This is a genomic window from Streptomyces sp. NPDC014894 (assembly GCF_043080985.1).
In the GTDB taxonomy this organism is placed as follows: Bacteria; Actinomycetota; Actinomycetes; order Streptomycetales; family Streptomycetaceae; genus Streptomyces.
Genome location: NZ_JBIBWD010000015.1, coordinates 56,577 through 78,349, shown reverse-complemented (window position 1 = coordinate 78,349; position 21,773 = coordinate 56,577). Strand labels below are relative to the sequence as shown.

Annotated in this window: 23 protein-coding genes and 1 riboswitch; of the genes, 6 read left to right on the top strand and 17 right to left on the bottom strand. The window is 72.7% G+C overall.

Features of this window, described 5'->3' with window-relative positions; all coding sequences use genetic code 11:
- Nucleotides 1–121: 121 nt before the first annotated feature.
- The 6 genes from ACF089_RS29420 to bioB form a co-directional block, all read right to left on the bottom strand.
- Nucleotides 122–568, bottom strand: coding sequence for a GNAT family N-acetyltransferase (locus ACF089_RS29420; RefSeq protein WP_392032962.1), 447 nt, complete (start codon nucleotides 566–568; stop codon nucleotides 122–124).
- 142 nt (nucleotides 569–710) lie between these two features.
- A complete protein-coding gene (locus tag ACF089_RS29415) occupies nucleotides 711–1,427 on the bottom strand; it encodes a class I SAM-dependent methyltransferase (RefSeq protein WP_392032959.1) in 717 nt (238 codons plus the stop codon).
- Nucleotides 1,428–1,524: 97 nt separating this feature from the next.
- Nucleotides 1,525–1,890 (bottom strand): VOC family protein, encoded by a 366-nt coding sequence (locus ACF089_RS29410; RefSeq protein WP_392032956.1) that lies wholly within the window; start codon nucleotides 1,888–1,890, stop codon nucleotides 1,525–1,527.
- Between the two features lie 4 nt (nucleotides 1,891–1,894).
- Nucleotides 1,895–2,629, bottom strand: a complete 735-nt coding sequence (bioD, locus tag ACF089_RS29405; RefSeq protein WP_392032954.1) for a dethiobiotin synthase — start codon at nucleotides 2,627–2,629, stop codon at nucleotides 1,895–1,897.
- 235 nt (nucleotides 2,630–2,864) lie between these two features.
- The gene (locus tag ACF089_RS29400; RefSeq protein WP_392032951.1) at nucleotides 2,865–4,157 is read right to left on the bottom strand and encodes an adenosylmethionine--8-amino-7-oxononanoate transaminase; all 1,293 of its coding nucleotides are present in this window, start codon (nucleotides 4,155–4,157) and stop codon (nucleotides 2,865–2,867) included.
- Complete coding sequence (gene bioB / locus ACF089_RS29395) at nucleotides 4,150–5,349, bottom strand: biotin synthase BioB (RefSeq protein WP_392032948.1); 1,200 nt, start codon at nucleotides 5,347–5,349, stop codon at nucleotides 4,150–4,152. The genes ACF089_RS29400 and bioB overlap by 8 nt, the downstream gene beginning before the upstream one ends.
- 205 nt (nucleotides 5,350–5,554) lie before the next feature.
- Between bioB and ACF089_RS29390 the strand changes: the two genes are divergently transcribed.
- Entirely contained in the window at nucleotides 5,555–6,709 is a 1,155-nt protein-coding gene (locus ACF089_RS29390) for an 8-amino-7-oxononanoate synthase (protein ID WP_392032945.1), read from the top strand.
- 141 nt (nucleotides 6,710–6,850) lie between these two features.
- Here the strand turns inward: ACF089_RS29390 and ACF089_RS29385 are convergent, their stop codons facing one another.
- The gene (locus ACF089_RS29385; protein WP_392032942.1) at nucleotides 6,851–7,051 is read right to left on the bottom strand and encodes a DUF397 domain-containing protein; all 201 of its coding nucleotides are present in this window, start codon (nucleotides 7,049–7,051) and stop codon (nucleotides 6,851–6,853) included.
- Between the two features lie 9 nt (nucleotides 7,052–7,060).
- Nucleotides 7,061–7,918: a helix-turn-helix domain-containing protein gene (locus ACF089_RS29380; RefSeq protein ID WP_392032939.1), complete on the bottom strand. Its 858-nt coding sequence runs from the start codon at nucleotides 7,916–7,918 to the stop codon at nucleotides 7,061–7,063.
- Between the two features lie 244 nt (nucleotides 7,919–8,162).
- Here ACF089_RS29380 and ACF089_RS29375 point away from each other — a divergent pair, with 244 nt between their 5' ends.
- Complete coding sequence (locus ACF089_RS29375; protein WP_392032936.1) at nucleotides 8,163–8,594, top strand: ATP-binding protein; 432 nt, start codon at nucleotides 8,163–8,165, stop codon at nucleotides 8,592–8,594.
- A 102-nt stretch (nucleotides 8,595–8,696) separates the two neighbouring features.
- Here ACF089_RS29375 and ACF089_RS29370 read toward each other — a convergent pair whose 3' ends face one another.
- Nucleotides 8,697–9,173: a C40 family peptidase gene (locus ACF089_RS29370; RefSeq protein WP_392032933.1), complete on the bottom strand. Its 477-nt coding sequence runs from the start codon at nucleotides 9,171–9,173 to the stop codon at nucleotides 8,697–8,699.
- Between the two features lie 2 nt (nucleotides 9,174–9,175).
- Nucleotides 9,176–9,333: riboswitch (cyclic di-AMP (ydaO/yuaA leader) on the bottom strand.
- A gap of 1,030 nt (nucleotides 9,334–10,363) precedes the next feature.
- On the opposite strand from ACF089_RS29370, the gene ACF089_RS29365 reads away from it, so the two are divergent.
- A complete protein-coding gene (locus ACF089_RS29365; protein ID WP_392033203.1) occupies nucleotides 10,364–11,926 on the top strand; it encodes an alpha/beta hydrolase in 1,563 nt (520 codons plus the stop codon).
- 136 nt (nucleotides 11,927–12,062) lie between these two features.
- Here the strand turns inward: ACF089_RS29365 and ACF089_RS29360 are convergent, their stop codons facing one another.
- Nucleotides 12,063–12,782, bottom strand: a complete 720-nt coding sequence (locus ACF089_RS29360; protein ID WP_392032930.1) for a lysophospholipid acyltransferase family protein — start codon at nucleotides 12,780–12,782, stop codon at nucleotides 12,063–12,065.
- A gap of 363 nt (nucleotides 12,783–13,145) precedes the next feature.
- Between ACF089_RS29360 and ACF089_RS29355 the strand changes: the two genes are divergently transcribed.
- Nucleotides 13,146–13,697, top strand: coding sequence for an ATP-binding protein (locus ACF089_RS29355; RefSeq protein WP_392032927.1), 552 nt, complete (start codon nucleotides 13,146–13,148; stop codon nucleotides 13,695–13,697).
- 109 nt (nucleotides 13,698–13,806) lie between these two features.
- Here ACF089_RS29355 and ACF089_RS29350 read toward each other — a convergent pair whose 3' ends face one another.
- The 5 genes from ACF089_RS29350 to ACF089_RS29330 form a co-directional block, all read right to left on the bottom strand.
- Nucleotides 13,807–13,965 (bottom strand): hypothetical protein, encoded by a 159-nt coding sequence (locus ACF089_RS29350; RefSeq protein WP_392032924.1) that lies wholly within the window; start codon nucleotides 13,963–13,965, stop codon nucleotides 13,807–13,809.
- A 145-nt stretch (nucleotides 13,966–14,110) separates the two neighbouring features.
- The gene (locus ACF089_RS29345; protein ID WP_392032921.1) at nucleotides 14,111–15,070 is read right to left on the bottom strand and encodes a cytochrome c oxidase assembly protein; all 960 of its coding nucleotides are present in this window, start codon (nucleotides 15,068–15,070) and stop codon (nucleotides 14,111–14,113) included.
- A 116-nt stretch (nucleotides 15,071–15,186) separates the two neighbouring features.
- Nucleotides 15,187–16,212 (bottom strand): 6-phosphofructokinase, encoded by a 1,026-nt coding sequence (locus ACF089_RS29340; RefSeq protein WP_392032919.1) that lies wholly within the window; start codon nucleotides 16,210–16,212, stop codon nucleotides 15,187–15,189.
- A gap of 174 nt (nucleotides 16,213–16,386) precedes the next feature.
- The gene (locus tag ACF089_RS29335; RefSeq protein ID WP_392032916.1) at nucleotides 16,387–17,115 is read right to left on the bottom strand and encodes a type 1 glutamine amidotransferase; all 729 of its coding nucleotides are present in this window, start codon (nucleotides 17,113–17,115) and stop codon (nucleotides 16,387–16,389) included.
- A gap of 36 nt (nucleotides 17,116–17,151) precedes the next feature.
- Nucleotides 17,152–18,390: a MurT ligase domain-containing protein gene (locus ACF089_RS29330; protein WP_392032913.1), complete on the bottom strand. Its 1,239-nt coding sequence runs from the start codon at nucleotides 18,388–18,390 to the stop codon at nucleotides 17,152–17,154.
- 114 nt (nucleotides 18,391–18,504) lie between these two features.
- Here ACF089_RS29330 and def point away from each other — a divergent pair, with 114 nt between their 5' ends.
- Nucleotides 18,505–19,065, top strand: a complete 561-nt coding sequence (gene def, locus ACF089_RS29325) for a peptide deformylase (RefSeq protein ID WP_392032910.1) — start codon at nucleotides 18,505–18,507, stop codon at nucleotides 19,063–19,065.
- A 50-nt stretch (nucleotides 19,066–19,115) separates the two neighbouring features.
- Here def and ACF089_RS29320 read toward each other — a convergent pair whose 3' ends face one another.
- Entirely contained in the window at nucleotides 19,116–19,775 is a 660-nt protein-coding gene (locus ACF089_RS29320; RefSeq protein WP_392032907.1) for a TetR family transcriptional regulator, read from the bottom strand.
- Nucleotides 19,776–19,955: 180 nt separating this feature from the next.
- Here ACF089_RS29320 and ACF089_RS29315 point away from each other — a divergent pair, with 180 nt between their 5' ends.
- Nucleotides 19,956–21,182 (top strand): acyl-CoA dehydrogenase family protein, encoded by a 1,227-nt coding sequence (locus ACF089_RS29315; protein WP_392032904.1) that lies wholly within the window; start codon nucleotides 19,956–19,958, stop codon nucleotides 21,180–21,182.
- A 43-nt stretch (nucleotides 21,183–21,225) separates the two neighbouring features.
- Here ACF089_RS29315 and ACF089_RS29310 read toward each other — a convergent pair whose 3' ends face one another.
- Nucleotides 21,226–21,711 carry a glutathione peroxidase gene (locus ACF089_RS29310; RefSeq protein ID WP_392032901.1) on the bottom strand — a complete coding sequence of 162 codons (486 nt, stop codon included), beginning with the start codon at nucleotides 21,709–21,711 and terminating at the stop codon, nucleotides 21,226–21,228.
- Nucleotides 21,712–21,773 lie beyond the last annotated feature (62 nt).

Below are 21,773 nucleotides of genomic sequence, written 5' to 3'. Positions count from 1 at the left end.
GCGTGGTGGGGGGGGGGGCGGGCCGCTCACCCTCCCGCGGGGGGGGGGGGGGGCGGGGGCGCGGGCGGGCCCCGGGCGGGGGGGGGGGGGGGGGGGGCCCCCCCCCCGCCGCGGGGAGGTGTCAGCCCGTGACGGAGTTCTCCGCGAACGGCTTCACCCAGCGTCGCCAGTGGTCCTCGCGGTGGTAGCCGGCCGCCGCCCAGGCCAGCCGCGCCCGCTCATTCGCCTCCAGCACCATCGCGTCGCCGCGCCGCCCGCCCACCGTCGCGAATCGCGCCTCGGCGGCCTCCAGCAGCGCCGTGCCGATGCCCCGGCGGCGGAACTCGGGCAGCACCGCGAGCCGGTACAGCGAGCAGCGCCAGCCGTCCCATCCCGCGATCACCGAGCCCACCAGCCTGCCCCCGGACTCGGCGAGGATCAGCGCCTCGGGATCGCGGGCGATCAGCCGGCCGACGCCGTCGGCGTCGTCCGTGATGCTCGTCCCCTCGGCGGCCTCGGCCCAGAAGGCCAGTACGGTCTCGGCCTCGTCGGCCCGGGCGGTACGTACGCGTATACGCAGGTCGGTCATGGCCGGAGCCAAGCACGAGTGCCCTGGGCCGGGCCACCGGCTTTTCGCCGGGGGGCCGGGCCCGGAGCCCGAGCCCCGGGCCTCCCGGCCCCCGGCCCCCGGCCCGGGCATCATCCCCGGCTCGGACCTCCCGGCCCCCGGCTCAGGCTCCTCCGCCGGGCTCAGCCTCCCCGGCTCGGGCCTCCGCGCCCGGGAACGGCCGGCGCGCCACCCCCAGCACACACGGCGAGGTCGGCACGGCGATCCCGCGCTCGGGCACCCGCAGCCGCCGGTGGACGCCGAGGACGAAGCCCGCCGAACCGATCTCCGCGACCGGGTCCCGCGCGGTGTGGCAGCCGCCGAACAGCAGGGGCCACACGGTGCGGTCCACCGCGCGCTGCACGGCCGCCAGCCCCCGGGTCCCGGCCCGGCAGTGCTCGAAGAACCGCAGCTCGCCACCGGGCCGCAGCACCCGCATCACCTCGCCGAGCGCCCGTCCCACATCCCGTACGGAGCAGAGCACCAGCGAGCAGACCGCGCCGTCGAACGCCTCGCTCTTGAGCGGCAGCGCCTCGGCCAGCCCCGGCACCACGTCCACCGGGACCTCGGACCGGGCCGCCGCCCCGCGGGCCAGGGCGCGCAGGGCGGGCTCCGGCTCGATCGCCACCACCTCGGAGACGGCGGACGGGAAGTGCGCGAAGTTCAGCCCGTTGCCCGCGCCGATCTCGACCACCCGGCCGGAGAGACCGGAGAGCAGTTCCGCGCGGTGGGCGGCGACGCCCGCGCCGGTGTCGGCGGCGACGCTGAAGCGGGCGTAGAAGCGGGCGAACACCGGGTGGCACACGGCGTCCCCCGGCACGGCATTGCGGCGCTCTCGCATCGCGGCCTCCTCGGCGGGCGCCCGGCCGGTGCCGACCGATCCGGTCCGGGCCGTTCCGGTCCGTGGAGACCGGCCATGTGAGTCCGGCGGGCCTCTCCTATTCTCCTCCGCCGGGGGCCGGTCCCGCGACGAAGCAGAACTCATTGCCCTCCGGATCCAGCAGCACCTGGAAGCGGCCCTGGGAGTCGGTGCGGACCGGCCCCGAGCGGGTCGCGCCGAGCGTCACGGCCTCCGCCGCCGCCCGCTCGACGTCCCCGGCGTCCAGATCCAGATGGAGACGGTTCTTGACGGCCTTGCCCTCCGGCACCCGCTGGAAGGCGAGCCGAGGCGATCCGGGCGGATCGACGAAGGACCAGTCGGGGCTCCGGTCCACCGGCGCTCCCCCCAGCAGGGCGGCCCAGAACCGCACCAGACCGCCGGGATTCCGGCAGTCGAAGACGATTTCGTCGATTCGTGCGCGCATCCGCTCAGCCTACGGAGGCGGCCGGCACTCCGCCGTGCGCGGCGGCGGTGAAGGCGGCCGCGTCCCACCGCCCGCCCAGACGCGGCGCGAGCCAGTCGGCGGCCCGGTCCCGGAAGTCGGCCGGAGCCAGCCGTCCCGCCCCCTCCGGCACCGCGCCCAGCAGGGGCGCGCCCGCCGCCTCCGGCAGATCCAGCAGATTGCAGCGCGCGGCGAGGTCCGGCTCGGCGGGCCAGCTCCCGACGACCACGCCGAGCTGGTCGATGCCCCGGGCCCGCAGCGCCTCACCGGTCAGCGCCGCGGAGTTGAGGGCGCCGAGCCCGGCGGGGGCGACCACGAGCACCGGAGCGCCGAGCAGCTGCGCGGCGTCGGCGAGGGTGTCGCCGTCGGCGTCGAACCGTACGAGCAGCCCGCCCGCGCCCTCGACCACCACCAGCTCGTATTCGGCGGCAAGCCGGCCGACGCACTCCGCGACCGCCTGGGCCCGCACCCCGGGGAGGCCGGCCCGGCGCGCGGCGGCGGCGGGCGCGAGCGGCTCCCGGAACCGGGCCATCTCGACCCCGTACACCTGGCCGCCGAGCCGGCGCACCTCGTCCAGATCGCCGGGCTCGCCGCTGTCGACGCCGGTCTGCGCGGGCTTGGCCACGGCGATCCGGCGGCCCTTCGCGAGGGCCACGAGCGCGGCGGTGACCACGGTCTTCCCGATCTCGGTGCCGGTGCCGGAGACGACGATGACGGACATGTCGCAGTTCTGCCTTTCCTGGCCGTTCGCTTCCCGGCCGTTCGGTTCTTCCCGGGCGTCCGCTGCGGCGCCGGGGTCCTGCGGGCCGTCCGGTACGGGCCGAGCCCTCGTCCCGTACGTCCGGTACGCGTCCAGGACCTCGTCCCGGACGTCCGGTCCGGGGATTCGGCCCTTCGAGGTGCCGGGCTCCGCGCCCTCGCCCGCCGCGGTCCGGGGGGCGTCCCCCGTGCCCGCCTCAGCCCGCTTCCGCCGCCGCGAGCACCCCTTCGCACACCTGTGCGAGATCCGCGTCGTCCATCACATACGGCGGCATCACATAGACCAGATTCCGGAAGGGCCGCAGCCACACCCCGGCCCGTACCGCCGCCCGGGTCGCCGAGGCCATGTCGACCTCGTGGTCCAGCTCGACCACCCCGATGCCGCCCAGGACGCGCACCTCGGCGACGCCCCGCGCCCCCTCGGCGGCCGCCAGCCCCTTCCGCAGCCCCGACTCCAGCCGCTCGACCTCGCGCGCCCAGTCCCCGGCCAGCAGCAGATCGACGGACGCGCCCGCCACCGCGGCGGCCAGCGGGTTCGCCATGAAGGTGGGGCCGTGCGCCAGCACCGGGACCTCGCCCCGCGAGATCCCGTCCGCGATCTCTGCGGTGCACAGCGTCGCCGCCATCGAGAGATAGCCGCCGGTCAGGGCCTTGCCCAGGCACATCACATCCGGCGAGACACCGGCCCGGTCCGCCGCGAAGAGCGTCCCGGTGCGACCGAACCCCGTGGCTATCTCGTCGAACACCAGCAGCACCCCGTGCGCGTCGCACGCCTCCCGCAGCACCCGCAGATATCCGGGGGAGTGGAACCGCATCCCGCCCGCGCCCTGCGCCACCGGCTCCACGATCACCGCCGCCAGCTCGTCGGCGTGCCGGGCGACCAGCTCCCGCAGATGCTCCGCGTACGACTCCTCGTACGCGGCCGGAGGGGCGTCCGCGAAGATCTGGCGGGGCAGCGCCCCCGACCACAGCCGGTGCATCCCGCCGTCGGGGTCGCACACCGCCATGGGCTGCCAGGTGTCCCCGTGGTAGCCGCCGCGCCAGGTCAGCAGCCTCCGCTTCGCCGGGCGGCCGGCCGAACGCCAGTACTGCAGACACATCTTGACCGCGACCTCGACCGCGACCGAGCCCGAATCGCTCAGAAAGACATGGCGCAGCGGTTCGGGAGTGATCTCGACCAGCCGGGCCGCCAGCCGTACGGCTGGCTCATGGGTCAGCCCGCCGAACATCACATGGCTCATCCGCTCCAGCTGGTCGCGCGCCGCCGCGTTGAGCACGGGGTGGTTGTAGCCGTGGATCGCCGACCACCACGACGCCATGCCGTCGATCAACTCGCGCTGACCGTGCACCGGTTCGGCCAGTCTCAGCCGCACCCCGGACGCCGACTCCACCACCAGCGGTTCGGCGCGGCCCGGCATGGGACCGTAGGGATGCCAGACATGGGCCCGGTCCAGGGCCAGCAGTTCGGGGACGGGAAGCGGTTCAGGCATTGGGCGCGAGATCCGTCCCCGCGCCCCGGCGGCGGACCGTCACCAGATCCGTACGGGGCGCCGGCGCCGCGTCCGCACGGGTCTCCGGCGCCGGGGCCGGCGGCTCCTGCGCGGCGTCGGCCCCGGTCTCGTCCTCCGGTACGGCGGCGGGGGCGCCGTCGGCGCACACCGATCCGCAGCCGCCCGGCGTCCGGTGCTCCGGAAGCGTCGTGGTGCCCGCGCCCTCCACCTCGAAGCCGGCGTCCGCGATCATGTCCAGATCCGCCTTGCCCGCCTGCCCCTCGCTGGTCAGATAGTCCCCGAGGAAGACCGAGTTGACCAGGTGCAGTGCCAGCGGCTGCATCGACCGCAGATGCACCTCGCGGCCGCCCGAGAGCCGGACCTCCACATCGGGGCAGACGAACCGCACCATCGCCAGGACGCGCAGACAGCGCTGGGGGGTGAGATTCCACTCCTTGGCCAGGGGAGTCCCCTCGAAGGGGATCAGGAAGTTCACCGGAACGGAGTCCGGGTCCAGTTCGCGCAGCGCGAAGACCACGTCGACCAGATCCTCGTCGCTCTCGCCCATGCCCGCGATCAGCCCGGAGCAGGCCGACAGACCGGCCGCCTGCGCCTGCCGCACGGTGTCCACCCGGTCCGCGTACGTATGGGTGGTGGTGATCTCCCCGTACGTCCCCTCCGAGGTGTTGAGGTTGTGGTTGTACGCGTCGGCCCCGGCCTCCCGCAGCCGCTCGGCCTGACCCGCGGAGAGCAGCCCGAGGCAGGCGCAGATCTCCACGTCCTCGTTCTGTTCCTTGATCGCCTCGATGGTCTTGGACACCCGGTCCACGTCCCGGTCGGTCGGACCGCGTCCGCTGGCGACCAGGCAGACGCGCTTGGCGCCGCCCGCGACCCCGGCCGCCGCGGCCTCGGAGGCCTCGTCCGGCTTCAGCCAGGTGTACTTGAGGATCTCCGCCTTCGACCCGAGCCGCTGGGAGCAGTAGGAGCAGTCCTCCGGGCACAGCCCCGACTTGAGATTGACCAGATAGTTGAGCTTCACCCGCCGCCCGAACCACTGGCGGCGCACCTTCCCCGCCGCGGCCACCACGTCCAGCAGCTCGTCGTCGGAGGTCGCCAGTACGGCGAGTGCCTCTGCACGGCTCGGCAGTTCGCGCCGAAGCCCCTTCTCCACCAGCGTGTTCAGCAGGTCCATGCCGCCGATCCTGGCCTACGGCACGGGCCCGGGGAAAGGCGGAACTCCACAACAGACCCTGTTCCAGGTGTGTGCATGACCACATCCACCGCGTGATCCACCCCGGTTAGGGTCTGTGCGTTGCCTACAAAAGCCCTGCCCGGCCCCGCCGCACACCCCGGGCGCCCGGCCCCGTGCCGACGCACCGGAAGAGGACCCGACGACCATGGCCCAGGACCCTTTCGAGTGGATCGAGGACGCGTCGCGCCGACGGGAGCGGGCGGGACTGGTCCGTACGCTCCGGCCGCGCCCCGCCGACTCCTCCGTGCTGGACCTCGCCGGGAACGACTATCTGGGGCTCACCCGCCATCCCGAGGTCACCTCGGCGGCGGGCGCGGCCGCCCGGCGCTGGGGCGCGGGCGCGACCGGCTCCCGGCTGGTCACCGGCAGCACCGAACTCCACGCCGAACTGGAGGCCGAGCTGGCCGCGTTCTGCGGATTCGAGGCGGCGCTGGTGCTGGCCTCCGGTTACGCGGCCAATCTCGCGGCCGTGACCGCGCTGAGCGCCGCCGGCTCGCTCATCGTCTCCGACGCGGGCAATCATGCGTCGATCGTCGACGGCTGCCGGCTCTCGCGCGCCCGGACGGAGATCGCCGCGCACGCCGACCCGGACGCCGTACGGCGGATCCTCGACGACCGCCCCGAACAGCGCGCGCTGGTCGTCACCGACTCGGTCTTCTCGGTCGACGGCGACGCGGCCCCGCTGGAGGCGCTCTCCGGGGTCTGCCGGGAGCAGGGCGCGGCGCTGCTGGTAGACGACGCGCACGGACTGGGAGTCCTCGGCCACGGCGGCCGGGGCGCGCCGTACGCGGCGGGAGTGTCGGGCGGCGACGGCGTGGTCGCCACGCTGACGCTCTCCAAGTCCCTGGGCGCCCAGGGCGGCGCGGTCCTCGGCCCGGCCCGGGTCATCGCCCATCTGGTCAACACCGCCCGGACCCTCATCTTCGACACCGGGCTCGCCCCGGCCGCCGCGGGCGCCGCCCTGGCCGCGCTGCGGCTGCTGGGGCGGGAGCCGCGGCGGGCGGCCCGGGTGCGCGCGGTCGCGAGGGCGCTGCACGGCGGGCTGACGGCGCGGGGGCTGACGGCGGTACGCCCCGACGCCGCCGTGGTCTCCGTGCGCGCGCCCTCGCCCGGGGCCGCGGTCGAGTGGGCCGCGGCCTGCCGGGCGGCCGGTCTGGGCGTCGGCTGCTTCCGTCCTCCGTCGGTGCCGGACGGCGTCTCGCGGCTGCGGCTGACGGCCCGCGCCGATCTGACCGACGAGCAGATCGCCCGGGCGGTGTCGATCGTGGCGGGGACGGCCCCGCGCCCCGCCGCCGGCTGAGAACCGGCGGACCGGCCGCCGGCTGAGAACCCGCGGACCGCCGGCGGCTGAGAACCGGCGGACCGGCCGAGCCCCCGGCCCGGGAGCCCGCGGGCCACCGGAGCCAGGGGTTCGAGGGGCCGGCGCGCCGGGGCCCGAGGGTCAGCCGAGGCGCTCCGTCCCGACCGCGCCGAGGAAGCTGGTCCAGGCCCGGGAGGAGAAGCGGAGGGGACGGCGGGCCACGTCCTTGGAGTCCCGTACCGACAGTGCCCGGTCGGGCAGCCGGGCCGCCTCGACGCAGTTGTTCGCGGCCGTGCTGCGGCTGCTGCGCCGCCAGACCAAACCGTGGGGGTGAGCGGACATGGTGGCCTCCTAGGCGCCTGCCGTGAGGGCGGCGATGAGATCCAGGGATTGGTCCGGTGAGAGCGCACGCGCCTGCGTCATCGCGAAGGCCGCGCCGTACACCGCCAGATCCTCTGCCCGTTCCAGATAGAGGCTACTCGTCAGGTGGTCAAGAACGACCACATCCAGATCGGAAGTGTTCGGAAAGGAGAAGATAACGAAAGAACCGGCCAGTCCGGCATAGCCACCGGCCGAGAACGGCACCACCTGGAGCCGCACCTGGGGAAGTTCGGCCGCGGCGGACAGTGCCCGCAGCTGCTCCCGCATCACCCGGGGCCCGCCGATCTCGCGCCGCAGCGCGGCCTCGTCCACCAGGACGCTCAGTTCGGGCGGCGGCTCCGCGCGCAGCACCGCCTGACGGGCGATCCGCACCTCGGCGAGGGACGCGACGCTCTCCTCGGGCAGCTCGGTGAGGGTCGCCCGGGTCACCGCCCGCGCGTACTCCGGGGTCTGGAGCAGCCCCGGCACCACCGAGGTCTCCACCGTGCGCACCGATCCCGCCTGCGACTCCAGGCTGATGAAGTCCCGGTACTCGGCGGGCAGCAGCCCCTGATACGCCTTCCACCAGCCGCTCTCCCGGCCGTCCGCGGCTCCGGCCAGCCGCTCCAGAAGCAGCCGCGGCTCGGGATCGCCGACCTGGTAGAGATCGAGCAGCAGGGTCACGTCCTCGGCCTTGACCCCGCTGGCGCCGGTCTCGATCCGGCTCACCTTGGACTGGTGCCAGCCGGCCAGTTCGGCGGCGCGACGGCTGGTGAGCCGGGCGGCCAGCCGGTGTCTGCGGAGTTCCTCGCCCAGCCTGCGGCGGCGCACCGCCGGACCGTGCTGCATGGGGCATCCCTTCCGTTCCATCGGATCGGTTCGCCCGCGATCCAAGTGGTTCCGGCCGCCGAATACGGTCTCGCGTCGCAGAGTTCACCGCTTTGAGCGACAGATATATGCATATCTTGGGGGATCGACTCCTACCGGGGCACGATGAGTGGCACTCTGGCCACCAGCGCAATCCGCGGCCGCCCGCGCAACCCTCCGCTTCGAGTTCGGAGCCCGGCCGCGGTGGGAAAGGGACGGCGTCGTCATGGCAGACCTTCAGGAAGCTTCCGTCACTCTGCCGAGCGATCCGGCCTCGGTCTCCGTGGCCCGGAAATTCGTCGCGGACGTGGTCCGCGAATGGGGTCTGCCGGCCGGGAGCGACGCCGTCGACACCATCCGGCTGATCGTCTCGGAACTCGCCACCAACGCCGTGCAGCACACCTTCGGCCAGTCGCCGACCTTCACCGTCGAACTGGAACTGGAACGGGACGACCGGCTGCGGATCGGGGTGACCGACAGCCACCCGCGCTGGCCCCAGCGGCTGCCCGCCGCGGTGCGCCAGGACAACGGCAGGGGGATGGTGATCGTGCGCAGTCTCACGGCGGCGAACGGCGGAAAACTGACGGTCACCCCGACCGAGGAGGGCGGCAAGACCGTCTGGATCGCCCTTCCGTGGGCCGCGCGGGCCTCCGGCTGACCGAAGGGCCGCCGCGGACGGCGGCGGCCCCCGGCCCCATGGACGCCCCGCGCCGACCGCCGGAAGGTCACCGGCGGTCGGCGCGGGCCCGGTGGCGTGCTGTCAGCGCACCCGGCCGTACTTGACGCTCTTGGTCCAGATCTTGTCCAGCTTCACCCACGAACCCCTCTTGGGCGAGTGCCAGATCTTCCCCTTCCCGGCATAGATGCCGACGTGGTAGACGTAGCCGCCGGAGTGGAAGAACACCAGGTCTCCGGCCTTGCGCGACGAGGAGGAAACCTTCTTCGTCTTGTTGTACTGCTGGTGTGCCGTACGCGGCAGCTTCTTGCCCGCCTTCTTGTACGAGTAGACCGTCAGACCTGAGCAGTCGAAGCGGGAGGGGCCCGCTGCTCCGTATCCGTAGGGAGCGCCCTTCTTCGAGGCCGCCACCTTGAGTGCCTTGCCCGCGTGGGACGACGCGGCGTACGCCTCGGACGTGCCCCCCGGCACGAGCAGCGATCCGCCGACAGCGGCGAGGGTGAGGGCCGACACGGCCCCCGCCCGACTCATCAGGTACGGGACGTTTTTCTGCGCACTCATGCGCAACCCTTCGTCAGCCGCCTGTGAAGGATGACCTGTCGGGTTCGGGCGGACGAAGGTGCCCGGCCGCATGACGCGGCTTCACCCCGAGGGACTTCCGGATCTCCCGGATGCCCCGTACTGCTTGGGTCCTCCACTCCTGCCGAAGCACTTCTGTCGACCAGTCATCCGAAGCGGCGGCAGGACTCGGCGTCCGCTCGGACTGCCCCGCCGAGGTGACGGGGGCTTGTCGTCCCACGGATCTTGACCCACGAGGTGTCAGATTTCCGAGCGGAAACGGCGATATGTGAGTTTTAACACCCTTGGTCTGTTCAGGTGGACAGCGCCCCGGGGCGGTCCGGCCCTCGACACCTGAGCATGCCCGTACCAGCGCCGGAATACAGCATTCCAAGAGATCGCCCTCTGTGATGCGCAACTCGGCCCCAGTCGCCGTGGGGGCGTCGCCTACATCAAACGGATGACCACTCCCGGCACTCGAACGGCGGTTGACGGGTCCTCGGGTCGGCCGCCCCGGGAGGGCCTCGCCAGGGCCGGTTTTCGCCAGAGATATACGGAATGCACGGGCGATATGACGTGTACGTGGCATATGTGATTCCGTTGGAGCCGGCTCGTGCGGACTCGGCCGCCGTGGCCGGCGGAGCCGTATGCGGAGGCGGTCGGGCGGCGGCGGCCCGGTGCGGGAAGCCTCCGGCGGCCGCGACGGCCGACGCCGGTCCGGGGCGTCCTGGACCGGTCCGGCAGCCTGCGCGCGACGGCGTGCGGGCGGCCGGTCCCGGTCTCATCGGCTGACCCCGCGCCGCTGTCGCCGCCCCCGAGCGGTCCCGTTATCACCGCGTGACCAAGGGGGCGGAGTTGTGTCCGCCTTCGTCACTCTGTACGCGGTCTTGCCTGATTCGCACCCGCGCCCCTGTCCGCGTCCGCGCGCCTGCCCGCGCCCGTTTTGTGCGCACGGTCAACTCGCGCCGCCCCGGAGAGGGTTCGCCGCGCCCGATCCGATCGGCCGGAATTGGTCATTCCGATGGCCTGTTCGCGTCCCTGTCCGGTGATGTACCGCTCAGCGGGACTCGGAGCACCGGTTATTGGTTCGGTAAAGAAACAGCAGTACGACCTGTCGCCGCACACCCCTCACACGCGAGGATCCCCCGAAGGACTCGACGAGAGAAGGGAAGTTCCTGGTGAGACGCACAGCGATGTTCGGCGCTACCGGCACTCTGATAGCGGGCACGCTCCTCGCGGGCGCGGTCGCGGCCCCGGTCGCACAGGCCGAATCCCGCCACCACGACCGGTCGGAGGCGCGCGGTGTGCAACTGGCCGCCGAGCGCGCCGCGCAGAAGGGCATCGACTGGGCGGACTGTCCCGCCGACTGGAACCTCCCCCAGCCCATTCAGTGCGGCTCGGTGACCGTCCCCCTCGACTACGCCCGCCCGAACGGCCGACAGATCACCCTCACCGTCGACCGGATCGGCAACACCGGCTCCACGGGCGAGCGCCAGGGCGCGCTGCTCTACAACCCCGGCGGCCCCGGCGGCTCCGGTCTCCGCTTCCCCACCCGGGTCACCAGCAAGAACCCGCTCTGGGCGAAGACCGCCAAGGCGTACGACTTCGTGGGCTTCGACCCCAGGGGCGTGGGCCGCTCCACCCCGATCTCCTGCGTCGACCCGCAGGAGTTCGTCAAGGCCCCCAAGGCCGACCCGGTCCCCGACAGCGAGGCCGACAAGCGCGCCCAGCGGAAGCTCGCCGCCGAGTACGCGGACGGCTGCGCCGAGCGCAGCGGCTGGATGCTGCCGCACATGACGACGCCCAACACCGCCCGCGACCTCGATGTGATCCGGGCCGCCCTGGGCGAGCGGAAGCTCAACTTCCTCGGCGTCTCCTACGGCACCTACCTCGGCGCGGTCTACGCGACGCTCTTCCCCGGCCATGTGCGCCGGATGGTCATGGACAGCGTGGTCAACCCCTCGCGCGAGAAGATCTGGTACCAGGCCAATCTGGACCAGGACGTCGCCTTCGAGATGCGCTGGAACGACTGGAAGAAGTGGGTCGCCGAGAACGACGCCGTCTACGGGATCGGCGACACCCCGGCGAAGGTCGAGGCGCAGTGGCAGAAGCTCCGCGCCGCCGCCAAGAAGGCCCCCCTCGGCGGGGTCGTCGGCCCGGCCGAGCTGACCGGCTTCTTCCAGGGCGCGCCGTACTACGACTCCTCCTGGGCGCCGGCCGCCCGGATCTGGAGCAAGTACGTCGCCGGCGACCCGAAGCCGCTGATCGACGCCGCCGGCCCCGACCTCGCCGACACGGCGGGCAACATCCGCTCGGAGAACAGCAACGCCGTCTACACGGCCGTCGAGTGCGCCGACGCCAAGTGGCCCACCAGCTGGAAGAAGTGGAACCGGGACAACACCCGGCTCCACCGTGACTACCCGTTCCTGACCTGGGCGAACGCCTGGATGAACCTCCCGTGCGCCACCTGGTCCACCCGGCAGAACACCCCGGTCGACGTGAAGACGGGCAAGGGCCTGCCGGGCGTGCTCATCGTGCAGGCCGAGCGGGACGCCGCCACCCCCGTCGGCGGCGCGTACGAGCTGCACAAGCGGCTCAAGGGCTCGCGTCTGATCATGGAGAGGAACGCCGGCTCGCACGGGGTGACCGGGATCGTCAACGCCTGTGTCAACCAGCGGGTCGACGCCTACCTCCTCGACGGAACGCTGGACTCCGCCAATGTGACCTGCGACCCGCACGCGGCGCCGAAGCCGTAGCCGTAGCCGAGGGCCCGACCGGAACCGGAACAGGAACCGGAACAGGAACCGGAACAGGAACCGGAGTAGGAACCGGAGTAGGAACCGGAATCGGTCGGTACGGAGAAGGATCCTTACGGAGGGGAGGGGCGGCCGGTCACCCGGCCGCCCCTCCCTTTCTGCCGCGCGCCTTCTTCGACTCCTCCAGCTCCGCCTTCACCTCGGCGGCGTACCGGTCCACGTACTCCTGGCCGGAGAGCGAGAGGATCGCGTACATGATCTCGTCGGTGACCGCGCGGATCGCCGCCTTCTCGTTCTCCAGACCGGTGTAGCGGGAGAAGTCCAGCGGCTCGCCGAACCGCACGGTCACCCGCTTGATCTTCGGCAGTTTCTGGCCGGGCGGCTGGATCTCGAAGGTGCCCACCATGGCGCAGGGGATCACCGGGACCCCGGCCCGCAGCGCCATGACCGCCACGCCCACCTTGCCCTTGTAGAGCCGCCCGTCGTGCGAGCGGGTCCCCTCCGGATAGATGCCGAGCAGCTCGCCCCGGCCGAGCACCCCGAGCCCCTCGCGGATCGCGGCCTGTCCGGCGTCCTTGCCGGACCGGTCCACCGGGATCTGGCCCGCGCTGCGGAAGAAGGCGGCGGTCAGCCGGCCCTTCAGTCCGGGGCCGGTGAAGTACTCGGCCTTCGCGAGGAAGGTGATGCGCCGCTTGATGATCGCGGGCATCAGGAAGTGGTCCGAGAACGAGAGATGGTTTCCGGCGACGATCGCCGCGCCGTCCTCCGGGATGTGCTCCAGCCCCTCGATCCGGGGCCGGAACAGCAGGCGCAGCAGCGGCCCCAGCAGAACGTGCTTGAGCAGGTGGTAGAACACGGGCACTCCCTACTCCGGCGCGTCCGGGCCAGAGCTGCGTTCCGGCGGGGGGACGGGCACTCAAGGACGCCAGTGTAGGTGCGGGCGGAGCTCGCGGGGGGTCATCTCCGGACGGCCCCGCCGGGGTCGCCCCGGCGGCGGCCCGTGGGCTCCGCCCCCCCTCGCGGTCCGGGCGTACGGCCCCGGCCCCCCGGCTTCGCCGCGCCGTTCCCCGTACGGAGTCGCCGACGCGACGCTGTGTTGCGGGACCGCCCACCCGGCGTCACTCTTGTGAGTGACGCAGATGCGATACGCGGTCACTCTCCGCTCTCGGGGACCCATGCGGCCGAAGAGCTGACGCGGTCGCGGTGAGGAGCCACGGTCATGCACGTCCAGGCCGCCCGCCGGTACATCATGGAAGTACAGGCATCCACCGAGCGGATCCCGCAGATCCGGCGCATCCTCGCGGCGCATCTGCGCCATTGGAGGCTCGATCCGCATATCGGACCCGTCTGCCGCGCGGTCGGCGAGCTGATCGCCAATGTGGTCCGGCATGTCCCGGGAGACAAGACCTGTGTGGTGGAGCTGCGCTGGACCGGACGCCATCTGATCGCGTCCGTCGCCGACGGGGACCGCCGGATGCCCCGGCTGACCAGCTCCTGCCCGGCCAGGGGCGGGCTCGCGGCCGTGGCGGTGCTCAGCGACAGCTGGGGCACCTGCCCCACGGCGGGCGGCAAGGTCATCTGGTTCAGCCGGCGCGTCAAGCGCGCCGAACGGGTCCGGCTGACCGCGCCCGCCCCGCTCCGGCCCGCGCCGAACGCCCTGGAAGGGCCCGCCGTGCCCGTGCCCGTGGCGCCGGACGCCGGCCGTGACGCGATCCGGCACGGCGGGAGCGCCGAGGGGCCGCCCCGCCGGCTCGACACGGCGATCGGCTGAGCCCAGGAGCCCAGGAGCCCAGGAGCCCAGGAGCCCAGGAGCCCAGCGGCCCACGGGCCCACCGGCCCACCGGGTTCCGGAGCCTCTCCAGCCCCCCCGGCCCCGCCCCTCAGGTCCCGCGCGAGGCGACCACCCCGACCGTGACCAGGCCGAGCACCACCCAGCCGAACCAGAGCCAGCCGTTGCTGCCGAGCGCCACCGTGTACGCGGTCACGACCACCAGGGTCGCGACGGTGAGCACTCCCATCGCCTTCGTGGATCCGGACATGCGCGCCCTCCTTGGACGACCCGGCCGCCGAGGTCATCGTCACCCGGACACCCCGGTTCGCGCTACCGCCGGGCCGGGGCGAACCGCCCCGATCCGCCGGGCGCGCGCCCCGGGCGCACCCGTCCGCGCGTCCGTCCGGCGGGTCCTACCGCGAGCTTCCGTCGCGCGCGTGGAGCGAGGCGAGATACGCGTTGTACGCCTCCAGATCCTTGTCGCCGTCCCGGTCGGCGGCCCGGTCGGTGCGCCGGGCCTGCCGCTCCTCGGAGCGGTTCCACTGATAGACCAGCGCGATCAGCACCAGCACCGACGGAATCTCGCTGAACGCCCAGGCGATACCGCCGGCCGCGTGCTGATCGCTCAGCACGTCGACGCCGAGCGAGGCCGGGGGAGAGGTGTAGGCGTCGACCAGCGGCTCGCTGCCCATCATCAGCGCGATGCCGAAGAAGGCGTGGAAGGGCATGCCCGCGAACAGCTCCAGCATCCGCATCACATAGCCGGGCCGGTGCGGCCCCGGGTCCACGCCCATGATCGGCCAGAAGAAGACCAGACCGGTGAGGAGGAAGTGCACCATCATCGCGAGATGTCCGGGCGTCGACTCCATCAGGAAGTCGAAGAGCGGGGTGAAGTAGAGCCCGTACAGGCTGGCGATGAAGAGCGGAATGGTGAAGGCGGGGTGCGTGATGATCCGGACGTACCGGCTCTGGAGCAGGGCGAGCAGCAGCTCGCGCGGGCCCGTGCGGCCCCGGCCCGCGACCGGCAGCGCGCGCAGCGTCAGCGTCACCGGCGCGCCCAGCAGCAGCAGGATCGGCGAGACCATGCTGATGATCATGTGCTGCACCATGTGCACGCTGAACATGACCATGCCGTACTCATTGAGCTTGGTGCAGGTCGCCAGGGCGATGGTCAGCACGCCGACGACGAAGAAGACGGTCCGGCCGGTCTGCCAGGCGTCACCGCGCCGGCGCAGCCGCAGCACACCCCATCCGTAGAGGGCCAGCGCCAGAAGACAGCCGGTCAGGAAGAAGGGGTCCGGTGAGAACTCCAGCCCCCGCCCCAGCGTGAACGGCGGCAGATCCATCGACATGCCGTGCCCGCTGTGATCCATCCGCCGGCTCCTGTTTCGTCCTGGTTGCGCACTTGCCGGGACCAGACTAGAACCGCCCCCGGCCGCGATCGCGGCCGGGGGCGGTTCTGGGCGCGGTCACCCTCGCGCGGCGGATGTCAGAGCACGCACTGGGCCTCGGCGTAGCGCTCGGCGGGGACGGTCTTCAGGGTCCGGACCGCGTCCGCCAGCGGCACCATGGTGATCTCGGTGCCGCGCAGCGCCGTGAGCATGCCGAACTGGCCCCGGTGCGCCGCCTCCACCGCGTGCCAGCCGAAGCGGGTGGCGAGCACCCGGTCGTACGCGGTGGGTGTGCCGCCGCGCTGGACATGCCCGAGGATCACGGGGCGGGCCTCCTTGCCGAGGCGCTGCTCCAGCTCGATGGAGAGCTGGCGGGCGACTCCGGCGAAGCGCTCGTGGCCGTAGACGTCCTTGCCGCCCTCGTCCCAGCGCATGGAGCCCTCGCGGGGCTTCGCGCCCTCGGCGACCACGACGATGGCGAAGCGCTTGCCCGCCTCGAAGCGCTCGCCGACCCGGGCGGTCAGCTCCTCGATGTCGAAGGGCCGCTCGGGCACGACGATGGCGTGGGCGCCGGCCGCCATGCCGGAGTGCAGCGCGATCCAGCCGGTGTGGCGGCCCATGACCTCCACGATGAGCACCCGCTGATGGGACTCGGCGGTGGTCTTGAGCCGGTCGAGCGCCTCGGTCGCCACGCCGACGGCGGTGTCGAAGCCGAAGGTGACGTCGGTGGAGGCGATGTCGTTGTCGATGGTCTTCGGCACGCCGACGATGGGCAGACCGCCCTCGGAGAGCAGATGGGCCGCCTTGAGCGTGCCCTCGCCGCCGATCGGGATGATCGCGTCGAGACCCAGCTCGGCCACATGCCCCTTGGCGCGTTCCACACCGTCGCGCAAATCCTCCGGGCGGACCCGGGAGGAGCCGAGGATGGTGCCGCCGCGGGCCAGGATGCCGCCCACCGCGTCCAGGTCGAGCTTGCGGTAGTCGCACTCCAGAAGACCGCGCCAGCCGTCGTGGAAGCCGATGACCTCGTCGCCGTGGTCGACGACGGCGCGATGCACGACGGAGCGGATGACGGCGTTCAGGCCGGGGCAGTCGCCGCCGGAAGTGAGCACACCAATGCGCATTGCCCGAATTACCTTTGCAACGTGGGCCGACTCCCGGACCACGTCGTCCGGCTGGATCTCTGTCACCCTACCGGCGCGGGGCGGCGGGAACCCAATGGGGCGTCCCATCAGCTGGGACGCCCCATGGGACGTGCGGTCGCCCGCCCGGCGGGCCGCGCCGGGGCGCGGGCCGGGTCAGGCGGGCTGGGTCGCGGAGGCGATGCGCTCGTTGCGCAGCGCCTCGTACCAGCGGTCGTCGGTCGGCGGCAGGGCGTTCACATCGAGGGCCAGCTTCAGCAGCAGATCGGCGATCTGCGGATTGCGGGCCATGACCGGGCCGTGCATGTAGGTGCCGAAGATGGTGCCGTTGTACGCGCCCTCGGTGCCGTCGCCGGTGCCGTTGCCCCGGCCGATGACGGTGCGGGCGAACGGACGGGCGGTGGGGCCGAGATGGGTGACGCCCTGGTGGTTCTCGAAGCCGGTCAGCTGCGGCAGCCCGAACCTGGGGTCGATGTCGCCCAGCACGTCGCCGACGCACCGGGCGCCCTCGCCGCGGGTGGAGACCACGTCGATCAGGCCGAGTCCCGCCTGGCGCTCGGCCTGGTCGTTGATGAACTCGTGGCCCAGGATCTGGTACCCGGCGCAGACCGAGAAGATGATCGCGCCGTTGGAGGCGGCCCGGGAGAGCCCGCCGTCCCGCAGCAGTCGCTCGGCGGCCAGCCGCTGCGGCCGGTCCTCGCCGCCGCCGATCAGATAGATGTCGCCGGAGGTGGGGATCGGCTGGTCGCTGCGTACGTCGACCCGCTGCACACCGAGACCGCGCTGCCGGGCCCGGCGCTCCACGACCAGCGCGTTGCCCTGGTCGCCGTAGGTGCTGAGCAGGTCCGGGTAGACCCAGACCAGACGCAGGCTACTGTCGCTCATGTCTGTTATGTCCTTTAAGTCTCTGCGGCTCGCGGATCAGTTGCCGACGCGGCGGCGCACGTCCTGGAAGGCGGTGTAGTTGCCGATCAGCTCGATCCGTCCCGGCGGGGCCATGCCCACCGCCTCGTCGACGCTGTCGCAGACCCGGAAGTCCAGTCCGGCGACCTCCAGCCGCACGGCCAGGTCCAGCCGCCGGTCGCCGATCACGAAGATCGGGTGCCCGGCGAGACGGGTGTAGTCCACGTCCCACAGCCAGGAGGTGTCCGTGCCGTCCGCGCCCCGGGCGTTGACCGCGAGGATCACCGGCGTCGGCGGCGGGTCGATCAGCGAGAACGTCTCCAGCCAGCCCGCCGGGTTCTTGGCGAGCAGCAGCCGCAGATCCCGCTCCATGAAGCTGACCACGTCGTACCGGCCGGCGACGGCCTGTACGGAGTACATCCGCTCCAGGGCGACCTGCGGCGGGACGCCGAAGCAGGCGGCGACGGCGGCCGAGGTGGCGGCGTTCGCCTTGTTGGCGCGGCCGGGCAGCTGCAGCCGGATCGGCCAGGCCGAGCCGTGCGGGTCCAGCACGTAGTCGCCGTTCAGCACCCAGCTGGGGGTGGGGCGGCGGAAGCCGCACTCACCGCAGAACCAGTCGTCGCCGGGCCGCTGCATCACACCGCCGCAGGACGGGCACGACCAGGCGTCGTCCTTCCACTCCTGGCCGGCCGCCACCCACACCACATTGGGCGAGGAGGAGGCGGACCAGACGATCAGCGGGTCGTCGGCGTTGGCGATGACGACCGCCTTCGAACCGGCGAGCCCCTCCCGCCACTTCTCGGCGAGCATCCGGGTCTCCGCGGCGCGGTCCAGCTGGTCGCGCGAGAGATTGAGCAGGGCGATCGCCTTCGGGGTGACATCGCGCGCCACACCGGCGAGGTACTTCTCATCGACCTCGATCACGCCGAACTTGGCATCCGAGCCGCCCGCGAGGGCGGAGGTGATGCCGGCGGGCATGTTCGCGCCGAGCGCGTTGGAGACGACCGGGCCCGCTGCGCGCAGGGCCTCGGCGATCAGCCGGGTGGTGGTGGTCTTGCCGTTGGTGGCCGACACGAGGACGACGTCCAGGTGTTGCGCGAGCCGCCCCAGCAGATCGGGGTCGAGCTTCAGCGCGACCTTGCCGCCGATCACCGAACCGCTGCCGCGTCCGGCCGCGCGAGAGACCGCGGCAGCCGCTCTGCCCGCCGTCACGGCGAGCTTGGCGCGCGGCGTCAGTGGCTCCGAGTTGCCTGACATCGTCCTTGATCCTCCTTGCATCGGTCGGCCCAAGCCTATCCACGTCCGGGCCCGGGCTCGTACCTCGGCACCGCCCGAGCGGACCGGGTCACGGCGGAACGTACGCTTACGGCCATGCGAAACCGGCCGATCCCCGGCAGTTCCGGACTCGTGCGGCCCATGAGCCTGCTCGGAGACCCCGTGCTGCACACGCCCTGTGAGAGTGTGACCGACTTCGGTCCCGCGCTCGGCACGCTCATCGAGGACATGTACGCGACCATGTACGCGGCCCAGGGCGTCGGCCTGGCGGCGAACCAGGTGGGCGTGGGACTGAAGGTCCTCGTCTACGACTGCCCGGACGACGAGGAGGTCCGCCACCTCGGACATATCGTCAATCCGCGCCTGGTGGAGGCGGACGGACCGGCGGTGCGCGGACCGGAGGGATGTCTGTCGCTGCCCGGACTCGAAGCGGGTACGGAACGGTACGACCGCGCCGTGGTCGAGGGGGTGCGCGCGGACGGCTCCCCGGTACGGGTGGAGGGCGCCGGCTTCTTCGCGCGCTGCCTCCAGCACGAGTGCGACCACCTGGAGGGCACGGTCTACCCGGACCGGCTCACCGGCCTGCGCCGGGCCAGACTGCTGCGCGCCGCCCGCCGCGCCCCCTGGTACACCCCGCCGCCGAACGCCTCCGTATAGCCGCCTGAGCGCCCTCCGGCGCGCGCCCGGACCCCGCGCCCGGGGGACTCTCAGAACCCCGGGCCGTCCGCCCTGTCCGAGACCTCCGCCAGCCGGCCCCAGAGCATGTCCGCGAGGCTGCGAACCAACTCCGCCCGGGAGCAGGGCCGCTCGGCGAGCCACCAGTCGCCCGCCGCGTGCATCATCCCGACGATTCCGTGGCCCCAGACCCGGGCCAGCCGCTCGCCCTCCGGGCCCAGCTCCACCCGGTCGTGGATCACCTTCGCCAGCTCCTCGCCCAGCCGTCTCAGCAGCGGCGCGGAGTGGCGGCCCACGTCGAATCCGCTCTCCGTGCCGGGCTCCGGCTGCGCGGAGTCCTCCGCCGGGTGCATCAGGAAGCGGTAGACCTGGGGCCGGGCCTCGATCGCCGCGAGATAGGTGTCGAGCGTCGCCTCGACCCGCTCCCGCCGGTCCGCCGGGGCGTCCACCGCCGCGCGCAGCGAGTCCAGCAGCGCGTTCGTGTGGCGCTCGGCCAGCGCCCGGTAGAGCCCGCCCTTGTCGCCGAAGTGCCGGTAGAGGATCGGCTTGGTGATGCCCGCCTCCGCCGCGATGGCGTTCATGGAGGCCCGGGGGCCGTCCCTGAGCACCACCCGGTCCGCCGCCTCCAGCAGCTCCCGGCGGCGCTGGTCGGCCGGCCGGTCGCGTTCGGAGGACCGCTGTGTGGTCGCCATAGGTGCTTGTCTCCCCGCCCGAGCGATTGCGTGACGCCTGCGCAAACTAACACTCCGCGCGGTCGGGCGGGAGATCCGTTCACCGGCGGTTGACACGATCCGCCGACCGCCGACAGACTGCGGTTACCGCAAGTAACATCAGCGGGGGACCACTGACGGACGCGCCGCGCCGGAGGGGACATGCCCGACTTCACGCTCGAACTCAACGACGACCAGAAGCAGATCCGCGACTGGCTCCACGGCTTCGCCGCCGAGGTGATCCGCCCCGCCGCCGCCGAGTGGGACGAGCGCGAGGAGACTCCCTGGCCGGTGATCCAGGAGGCGGCCCGGGCCGGGATCTACTCCCTCGACTTCTACGCCCAGCAGTTCTTCGACCCCACCGGCCTCGGCATCCCCCTCGCCATGGAGGAACTGTTCTGGGGCGACGCGGGCATCGCGCTCTCCATCGTCGGCACCGGACTCGCCGCCGTCGGCGTGCTCGCCAACGGCACCGAGGAGCAGATCGGGACCTGGATCCCGCAGATGTACGGCGACCCCGACGACGTCAAGGTCGCCGCCTTCTGCTCCTCCGAGGCCGACGCCGGCTCGGACGTCGGCGCGATGCGCACCCGCGCCGTCCACGACCCCGCCCGCGACGAATGGGTGCTCGACGGCGTCAAGACCTGGGTCACCAACGGCGGCATCGCCGGGGTCCACGTCGTCGTCGCCGTCGTGGACCCCGCGCTCGGCGCCAAGGGCCACGCCTCCTTCGTCGTCCCGCCCGGCACCCCCGGGCTGACCCAGGGACAGAAGTTCCGCAAGCACGGCATCCGCGCCTCCCACACCGCCGAGGTCGTCCTCGACGGCGTCCGCGTCCCCGGGCACTGCCTCCTCGGCGGCCGGGAACGGCTCGACGAGCGGCTCGCCCGCGCCCGCGAAGGCGCCCGCGCCGGGAAGGAGCGGGTGCGGAACGCCGCCATGGCCACCTTCGAGGCCTCCCGGCCCGCCGTCGGCGCGATGGCCGTCGGCACCGCCCGCGCCGCCTACGAGATCGCCCTCGACCACGCCCGCACCCGCACCCAGTTCGGCCGCCCCGTCATCGACAACCAGGGCGTCGCCTTCCAGCTCGCCGACATGCGCACCCGTATCGACGCCGCCCGGCTGCTCGTCTGGCGCGCCTCCTGGATGGCCGCCGCCGGCAAGCCCTTCACCGCCGCCGAGGGCTCGATGTCCAAGCTCTACGCCGCCGAGACGGCCGCCGACGTCACCGCCCGGGCCATAAGGATCCTCGGCGGCAACGGCTTCACCCGTGAGTACCCGGTGGAGCGCATGCACCGGGACAGCGCCGTCTACGGCATCTTCGAGGGCACCAACGAGATCCAGCGGCTGGTCATCGCCCGCGCCCTCGCCGGCCTCCCCATCCGCTGACCGCCCGGGGCGGGCCCGGCCTCCCGGACCCGCCCCGGCCGGATCAGAGCAGGGCCTCGATCGCCGCGATCACCTCGGGCGACTCCGGCTCCGTGCCCGGCCGGATCCGCGCCGCCACCGTGCCGTCCTCGGCGATCAGGAACTTCTCGAAATTCCACTGGACGTCACCGGCCGCGCCCTCGGCATCCGCCGACCTCGTCAGCTCCGTGTACAGGGGATGCCGGCCCTCCCCGTTCACCTCGGTCTTCGCCAGCAGCGGGAAGGTCACCCCGTACGTCGCCGAGCAGAAGACGCCGATCTCCTCGGCGCTCCCCGGCTCCTGGCCCGCGAACTGGTTGCACGGCACGCCCACCACCGTGAACCCCCGGTCGCCGTACCGCTGCTGAAGCCGCTCCAGCCCGGCGTACTGAGGAGTGAGACCGCACTGGGAGGCCACATTCACCACCAGGACCGCCTTCCCCCGCCAGGCGGCGAGGGTGGTCGGCTCATCGGCGAGCGTGCGCAGGGGAATGTCGTACAAAGTCGTCATCCGAGAACTCTTCCATCGGGGGACGGGCGGCAAACCGCGCGCCGTCGGGGGGAACCGTGAAA

What these genes read in the sequence shown, in the direction of transcription:
- ACF089_RS29400 (WP_392032951.1), bottom strand. Translation starts at nt 4,157, where the DNA reads ATGCCTGAACCGCTTCCCGTCCCCGAACTGCTGGCCCTGGACCGGGCC.
- ACF089_RS29315 (WP_392032904.1), top strand. Translation starts at nt 19,956, where the DNA reads ATGCCCGACTTCACGCTCGAACTCAACGACGACCAGAAGCAGATCCGC.
- ACF089_RS29390 (WP_392032945.1), top strand. Translation starts at nt 5,555, where the DNA reads ATGGCCCAGGACCCTTTCGAGTGGATCGAGGACGCGTCGCGCCGACGG.
- ACF089_RS29355 (WP_392032927.1), top strand. Translation starts at nt 13,146, where the DNA reads ATGCACGTCCAGGCCGCCCGCCGGTACATCATGGAAGTACAGGCATCC.
- ACF089_RS29345 (WP_392032921.1), bottom strand. Translation starts at nt 15,070, where the DNA reads ATGGATCACAGCGGGCACGGCATGTCGATGGATCTGCCGCCGTTCACG.
- ACF089_RS29320 (WP_392032907.1), bottom strand. Translation starts at nt 19,775, where the DNA reads ATGGCGACCACACAGCGGTCCTCCGAACGCGACCGGCCGGCCGACCAG.
- def (WP_392032910.1), top strand. Translation starts at nt 18,505, where the DNA reads ATGCGAAACCGGCCGATCCCCGGCAGTTCCGGACTCGTGCGGCCCATG.
- ACF089_RS29335 (WP_392032916.1), bottom strand. Translation starts at nt 17,115, where the DNA reads ATGAGCGACAGTAGCCTGCGTCTGGTCTGGGTCTACCCGGACCTGCTC.
- ACF089_RS29420 (WP_392032962.1), bottom strand. Translation starts at nt 568, where the DNA reads ATGACCGACCTGCGTATACGCGTACGTACCGCCCGGGCCGACGAGGCC.
- ACF089_RS29380 (WP_392032939.1), bottom strand. Translation starts at nt 7,918, where the DNA reads ATGCAGCACGGTCCGGCGGTGCGCCGCCGCAGGCTGGGCGAGGAACTC.
- bioD (WP_392032954.1), bottom strand. Translation starts at nt 2,629, where the DNA reads ATGTCCGTCATCGTCGTCTCCGGCACCGGCACCGAGATCGGGAAGACC.
- ACF089_RS29310 (WP_392032901.1), bottom strand. Translation starts at nt 21,711, where the DNA reads ATGACGACTTTGTACGACATTCCCCTGCGCACGCTCGCCGATGAGCCG.
- ACF089_RS29350 (WP_392032924.1), bottom strand. Translation starts at nt 13,965, where the DNA reads ATGTCCGGATCCACGAAGGCGATGGGAGTGCTCACCGTCGCGACCCTG.
- ACF089_RS29340 (WP_392032919.1), bottom strand. Translation starts at nt 16,212, where the DNA reads ATGCGCATTGGTGTGCTCACTTCCGGCGGCGACTGCCCCGGCCTGAAC.
- bioB (WP_392032948.1), bottom strand. Translation starts at nt 5,349, where the DNA reads ATGGACCTGCTGAACACGCTGGTGGAGAAGGGGCTTCGGCGCGAACTG.
- ACF089_RS29385 (WP_392032942.1), bottom strand. Translation starts at nt 7,051, where the DNA reads ATGTCCGCTCACCCCCACGGTTTGGTCTGGCGGCGCAGCAGCCGCAGC.
- ACF089_RS29410 (WP_392032956.1), bottom strand. Translation starts at nt 1,890, where the DNA reads ATGCGCGCACGAATCGACGAAATCGTCTTCGACTGCCGGAATCCCGGC.
- ACF089_RS29375 (WP_392032936.1), top strand. Translation starts at nt 8,163, where the DNA reads ATGGCAGACCTTCAGGAAGCTTCCGTCACTCTGCCGAGCGATCCGGCC.
- ACF089_RS29330 (WP_392032913.1), bottom strand. Translation starts at nt 18,390, where the DNA reads ATGTCAGGCAACTCGGAGCCACTGACGCCGCGCGCCAAGCTCGCCGTG.
- ACF089_RS29370 (WP_392032933.1), bottom strand. Translation starts at nt 9,173, where the DNA reads ATGAGTGCGCAGAAAAACGTCCCGTACCTGATGAGTCGGGCGGGGGCC.
- ACF089_RS29415 (WP_392032959.1), bottom strand. Translation starts at nt 1,427, where the DNA reads ATGCGAGAGCGCCGCAATGCCGTGCCGGGGGACGCCGTGTGCCACCCG.
- ACF089_RS29365 (WP_392033203.1), top strand. Translation starts at nt 10,364, where the DNA reads ATGTTCGGCGCTACCGGCACTCTGATAGCGGGCACGCTCCTCGCGGGC.